Here is a 5,507-nt window from a genome sequence, read left to right on the forward strand (position 1 = left end):
TGAACTCCAGCGCTTACTCACCGCCGTCGGAGCCGGACACGCTCTCAACCTCTACGTCCGGATTTAACAAACCACCGGTAATAGCAAGTCGTGCGGCAGCAGCCGCCAGGCACACCCGGCCCGCAACCAGTACGCCAGCGCATTGACGATCTCCCGGCGAGAATGTTCAGCGGGACGTCCGCCCGACTTGACCGGCGGGACCAGAGAAGCAAGGGCCTGCCACTCGGTATCGGACAGATCCGTCGGATATGCGGCCCGCTTTCCCCTCGTCGGCGGCCTCCCGTACTCCAAGACGGGGCATTATGGCATATACATGCCCATTAATGAACTTTTCAGACACCCTCTAAGCTTGTTCTTTAACCTTCGGTTTGTTGTGCTGAGTGGCGATTTGATCGTTTCGCGGACAGCGAGACAGCCTTGAGTGATCATGTGCGGTGTCGAGTCGCTGCCGATCACTACAAGGCCGTGAGGGTGAGTCTGCTGAACGATCCCGCCTGTGTCGAGTCCCCGAGGGCGTTGTCCCGGTTCCGGAACGACGTCTACGCCTGCCTCAAGGCCCGCGCCGATGCGTTGTTCGAGCTGGCCGACGCACTGTTGTGCGAGCCGGGACCGGTGCACTCACCGGTGGGCCTGACCTTGTCGCCGGAGTACCGGCGCGGGCACGGCGCCTTGTACGGCGGGCTCAACAACGGCCGAATCGACGTAGAACAACTGCGTGAGGTGCTGGCCGGGCTGCCGTTATCGCGCTGGCCGGACGGGCGGATCGTGCTCGCGGTGAATGTGTCGCCGTGGCTGCGCTCGGATGCGCCTTGCTCGGCCGAGCGGCTGTTCTGCCACGTGTACGGCCGGGCCAAGAGCGCTTCCCAGTTCATCCCGGGCTGGCCGTACTCGTTCGTGGCGGCGCTGGAGGTGGGCCGCACCTCGTGGACGACGCCGCTGGACGTGATGCGGCTGGGACCAGCCGACGATGCCACCGCCGTCACTGCCCACCAGCTCCGAGGAGTCATAGAGCGGCTGATCACCGCCGGTCAATGGCGTACCGGGGACCCGGACGTGCTCATCGTGACCGACGCCGGCTACGACATCACCCGCCTGGCCTACGTCCTGCGCGACCTGCCCGTCGAACTGCTGGGCCGCATCCGCTCCGACCGGGTGATGCGCCGCCCGGCACCCTCGCGCGAGGAGTTCCTGCGAGCCCACCCCCGCGGTGGACACCCGCCCAAGCACGGCGGCGAGTTCGCCCTGGCCGACCCGGCCACCTGGCCCGAACCCGCGGTGAGCACGCTCACCGACACCACCCACTACGGCAAGGCCGAAACCCGCGCATGGGACCGGATCCACCCCCGGCTCACCCACCGCGCTGCCTGGCTCGACCACGAGGGTGCGCTACCGCTCATCGAAGGCACCCTGATCCGGCTGCAGGTCGAGCACCTGCCCGGCAACCGTGATGCCCCGCCAGTCTGGCTCTGGTTCTCCAAGACCGGAGCCACCAGCACGGACGTGGATCGATGCTGGCAGGCGTTCCTGCGCAGATTCGACCTGGAACACACCTACCGCTTCTGGAAGCAGACCCTCGGCTGGACACGGCCCAAGCTTCGCGCTACCCCGGCAGCCGACCGCTGGACCTGGGTGCTCATCATCGCCCACACCCAGCTACGCCTCGGCCGCCACCTGATCGAGGACCTACGCCACCCCTGGGAGAGACCCATCCCACGCGGCCAGCTCACACCCGCCCGGGTCCGGCGCGGGTTTCGGAACCTCCGCCCGGTCCTCGCCCAACCGGCCAGCGCACCCAAACCTTCCAGCCCCGGCCCGGGGCGCTCACCCGGCATCCCCAACCGCCGACCCGCACCCCGCTAGGACGTCGGCAAGACCGTCAAACGCGGCCGCACCCTCGCAGCACTACAACAATCCGGACGATGAAGAACAAGTTAGGCTTGTGAACACCCCGGCGCAGCCGAGTCGATCTCGTGCTCGGCCGCGCCGACGTGCTTGTGAAGTAGCGATCAGTCGACTCAGTCGTCGGGGTCGGACCTCGTTCCCGTGTCGAACCTCGCCGTCACGGGCGCCGCGCTCCAGTCGCTCACCTCATCGCCCCTGTCGACGCGCAGCAGCCGCGCCTGCATGACATCCGTCAACTGGTCGGCGCCGGGCAGGAACTCCGGGCCGTTGACGAAGTGCATGACGGCCCCGACGACGTCCCGGCTGTCGTCCTCGTCGAGGTCCTCGGCGTCGAACGGCCTCCAGCCCGTCGCGGTGGCCGCCGCTAGAAGGCGAGCCGGGTCGTGGACGTGCACCTCCAGCAGGCTGATCGTGCGTACGACCGGCCCGGGGAAGGCGTCGAGGCGGGCGTCGCCCGGCGTGCGGCTCTCAAGGTCCCCACCGAGGCCGGCCGAGTCGCCGCGGCCCCGCCGCAGGGATTCCCACGTGGTGGCCAGCTCGGGGGCGTCGGCCCAGGCCCCGTTCACGACATCGGCCAGCGTACGACGGAAGGAGGCGGCGGGCGCGTCGGGCAGAGCCGCCGCGATCCGCTCCGACTCAGCGCGGGCGGCGGGACCCAGGCCGTTCTCCAGCACCGAGGAGAGAAGGTAGGCGGCGTGCTGAGCAACGGCGGGATCGGTGCAGGTCAGTACGGCATGCAGGGTCGCGGGCTGGCCGGAGCGCTCGACGAGGGCGTACACCCTACTCTTGGCGCGGGTGTGCTCGCAGTGGAAGGCGCGAGGGACGGCAGAGGTCATGATCGGGTTCTCCATCAACGTGAGGTACGTGGAAAACCGCTGGTGGGCGCGGTACGGCCACGCCCCCTGACGGAGAAGTCCTGCCCGCTGGTGCTGCTGGTACGGCCAGCTGCCCGGTTCGGTATTCGCATCGTACCGCTTGGGTGTTGTTTCGGGTGACTACGCGTCGACTGGACCAGCCGGGGTCCAATTGGTCGCGGGGTGGGCTCGTGCGGGTGAGCGCGTCGCTCAAGCGAGTCGAACCACGGGTGCGGGTCGTCGGGGCCGATCTCGATCCTGACGCCCTGTCCGTAGCGCGCCGCGAGGCTGAGCCGGTCGGGCACGTGCTGGACCGGCTGCTGGCCCTCGGGCGGGCCGGGATCTGGGAACGCCGCTCATGCGGGGCCGGCACCAAGGGCCTGCGCGTCTACGACTGGACCGCCCTGGCCGTCGCCGTGGCCGGGCAGGCACCCGCGCCCGGATACGCGCACATGCTACTGATCCGCCGCTCGGTCGGCACCCCATCCGAGCTGGAGTTCTTCCTGGCCCACACTCCGGCCGGCACCGCGGTCCCCGCGCTGATCGACGCGGCCGGGATGCGCTGGAAGATCGAGGAGAACAACGAACACGGCAAGGACCTGCTCGGCCTGACCTCCTACCAGGTGCGCAAGTGGACCCCGTGGCACCGGCACGTCACTATCGCCATGCTCGCGCTGGCGTTCCTGGCCGTCACGCGCGCCACCCTGCCCGCCGACGCCGACGAGGTCATCGGCGAGGGAAAAGGCCGCCTGTTCCTGGAGGCATCAGCGGACTGAGGATGCTGCGACTGTCGCTCGCCGAAATCCGCCGGGTTCTGGCCCGGCTGTTCATCCCCGCGGCCGACGGCATCGATCATGTCCTGGCCTGGTCACACTTCCGGCGACGTCACCAGACCCGCGCCCTGATCCGCCACTATCGGAGGCGCGGTGAACCACTCCCCGCGGACCTACGAATGTAGTACAGGCCAGCCTCGACCAGAGCGGCGTGAGAGCGGAGACTTCGTGGCCGGGCAGGTCGTTTACCGGGCCGCCCAGGATGAGCGTCCCCAAGATGCTACCCTCGGTGAGGGTCGAGTGAACCCGGGCAGCGCGTCCTCTGGGCCGTTATTGCGGACGGAAACTGACCGCAATTATCTCTAGCCTCGCGGCATGGAGATGACTAAGCAAGATCCCGAACCCCAGGGTGAGAACACCGTTAACGGATTCGTTTTCGTTGACGGAGCCGCGCCTTTCATCGACTTCCTCATCGCTGTCTTTGACGCAACTGAGCGGGAGGAAGCCCGCACCCCTGACTTCTACGCCGGGGACGGAACTCTGATCCACGCCGAAGTCAAAATCGGCAACTCGTTGCTCATGGTCGCTGACCGTAAGGCCGACTGGCCGTTCACCCCGGCCCTCACCCAGGTGTACGTCGCCAACCCCGAGGAGACGATGCGCAAAGCGGTCGAACGCGGTGCGACCGTCATCACTCCGGTGTCTCCCTTCTACGGCGGGTACGGCATCGCCCGGTTCCTCGACCCTTGGCACAACCTGTGGTGGCTGTTCTATCCGGCGGCGGAAACCAGTCCGGCGGCCGGGGAAGAGTCGAGCGGGGAGGAATTCGCTGAACCCAGCCCTGTATACACGACGCTGCTCGAGACGATGGTCACGCTGGCCGACCCCAGTGCTGGTGGCACCGGATAACCTGACCGGCAGTGGGATCTTCTGCTGCGGGGCAGGCCGACTCCGAAGGAACTTCCCGCCCACCGCCCAGCTAGCCAACGATAGACGGTGGTTCGGGCCTGTGGCGTTCGCTGTGCCCACCATGATCCTTCTCTTGGCCCCTGGCGCAGGCCTCAGTCCGGAGTGGATCGCCGGTCTGACGATCGGCAGCATTCTCCTCGCAGCCGCCCTGGTGCTGCTGTCATACGTATCTGCAGGGGGTCGCACCTCCCGCCGAGGGCGGGCTCGCAAGTAGTTCAGGAACGGAACGGGAGCGGTCCCGCCCTGCTCTGCTCCTCGAAGTAAGCCAAGACCCTGGCCGGGGGCATGCCATTAACTGCATGCCCCCGGCCAACTCGTTTCGGCGAAGGCGAGGCGCTCGGCGATGACCGAGAGGATGTCGGCGGGCAGTACGCCCTCCTCCATGTTCAGCTCGAGCTCCTCCTTGCTGACGCCGAAGTCTTCCAGCAGCTCGAAGTCGCTGGCGGGCCGTACGCCGAGGTCGGTGCTGTCCTTTTCGGTTTTGTCGCGGCGGCCGCAGCAGGCCTTCGGGCGACGGAACGCGAGGGCGGTCATCGGCGCTCTTGAAGAGTGCGGGAGGCCATCATCTGGATCAGCCAGGCACGCTCGCCATCCTGGCCGCCGCTTTGGTCGCTGTCCTGGTCGGCAGGCTGGTCGCCGGCGCCAAGCTGGCCGGTGCTCACGGGGGCGGGGTCGCTGCGCAGCCGGGTGTACGGCGGTGGCCGCCGCACCGGCTCAGGCTCATGCGCGTCCGCCCGCGCGGGTAGGCGCGTACGCGCGAGTACAGGGTGCGGGGCTGAGAGCCAGGAAGCGGCCGTCTGCGGCCTGTCCGGATCAAACCGGGGTGCTTGCCTCGAAGGTGTGCGGGCTGGCCCTCCGCTCCCGAACGTGTCCCCAGACATCCGAGCACGTTGTGGTGTCAAGTGACGACGGTGAGAGGAGGTGGAAACGCGATGGACTCGTCGTAGGTCCGGCGCGTTTTGAGGCAGTGATAGAGGCAGCCGATCAGACGGTTGAACAGGTGCCGCAG

The 5,507-nt window shown here is 67.8% G+C and carries 6 protein-coding genes and 1 pseudogene; 3 read left to right on the top strand and 4 right to left on the bottom strand.

Features of this window, described 5'->3' with window-relative positions; translation table 11 throughout:
• Positions 1-63 precede the first annotated feature (63 nt).
• Positions 64-291, bottom strand: coding sequence for a transposase (locus ACSDR0_RS49225; RefSeq protein ID WP_435295897.1), 228 nt, complete (start codon positions 289-291; stop codon positions 64-66).
• A 180-nt stretch (positions 292-471) separates the two neighbouring features.
• Here ACSDR0_RS49225 and ACSDR0_RS49230 point away from each other — a divergent pair, with 180 nt between their 5' ends.
• Complete coding sequence (locus tag ACSDR0_RS49230) at positions 472-1,860, top strand: NF041680 family putative transposase (protein WP_435295898.1); 1,389 nt, start codon at positions 472-474, stop codon at positions 1,858-1,860.
• Positions 1,861-2,015: 155 nt separating this feature from the next.
• On the opposite strand, the gene ACSDR0_RS49235 is transcribed toward ACSDR0_RS49230, so the two are convergent.
• On the bottom strand, positions 2,016-2,738 hold the full coding sequence (locus ACSDR0_RS49235) for a hypothetical protein (protein ID WP_435295899.1): 723 nt from the start codon (positions 2,736-2,738) through the stop codon (positions 2,016-2,018).
• Positions 2,739-3,043: 305 nt separating this feature from the next.
• Here ACSDR0_RS49235 and ACSDR0_RS49240 point away from each other — a divergent pair.
• Positions 3,044-3,532 (top strand): annotated as a pseudogene (locus ACSDR0_RS49240) (IS701 family transposase); the annotation flags it as partial.
• 372 nt (positions 3,533-3,904) lie between these two features.
• The gene (locus ACSDR0_RS49245) at positions 3,905-4,438 is read left to right on the top strand and encodes a VOC family protein (protein WP_435295900.1); all 534 of its coding nucleotides are present in this window, start codon (positions 3,905-3,907) and stop codon (positions 4,436-4,438) included.
• A gap of 351 nt (positions 4,439-4,789) precedes the next feature.
• Here ACSDR0_RS49245 and ACSDR0_RS49250 read toward each other — a convergent pair whose 3' ends face one another.
• Both ACSDR0_RS49250 and ACSDR0_RS49255 read right to left on the bottom strand, forming a co-directional pair.
• Positions 4,790-5,032, bottom strand: a complete 243-nt coding sequence (locus ACSDR0_RS49250) for a hypothetical protein (protein ID WP_435295901.1) — start codon at positions 5,030-5,032, stop codon at positions 4,790-4,792.
• Positions 5,029-5,160, bottom strand: a complete 132-nt coding sequence (locus ACSDR0_RS49255) for a hypothetical protein (RefSeq protein ID WP_435295902.1) — start codon at positions 5,158-5,160, stop codon at positions 5,029-5,031. Before ACSDR0_RS49255 ends, ACSDR0_RS49250 begins: the two co-directional genes overlap by 4 nt.
• Positions 5,161-5,507 lie beyond the last annotated feature (347 nt).

Origin of the sequence: Streptosporangium sp. G11 (genome assembly GCF_051192615.1) — a bacterium.
Taxonomy (GTDB): Bacteria; Actinomycetota; Actinomycetes; order Streptosporangiales; family Streptosporangiaceae; genus Streptosporangium.

Bases quoted from the DNA above. Each gene is read 5' to 3' on its own strand.
- ACSDR0_RS49235 (WP_435295899.1), bottom strand. From the start codon at position 2,738: ATGACCTCTGCCGTCCCTCGCGCCTTCCACTGCGAGCACACCCGCGCC.
- ACSDR0_RS49245 (WP_435295900.1), top strand. From the start codon at position 3,905: ATGGAGATGACTAAGCAAGATCCCGAACCCCAGGGTGAGAACACCGTT.
- ACSDR0_RS49250 (WP_435295901.1), bottom strand. From the start codon at position 5,032: ATGACCGCCCTCGCGTTCCGTCGCCCGAAGGCCTGCTGCGGCCGCCGC.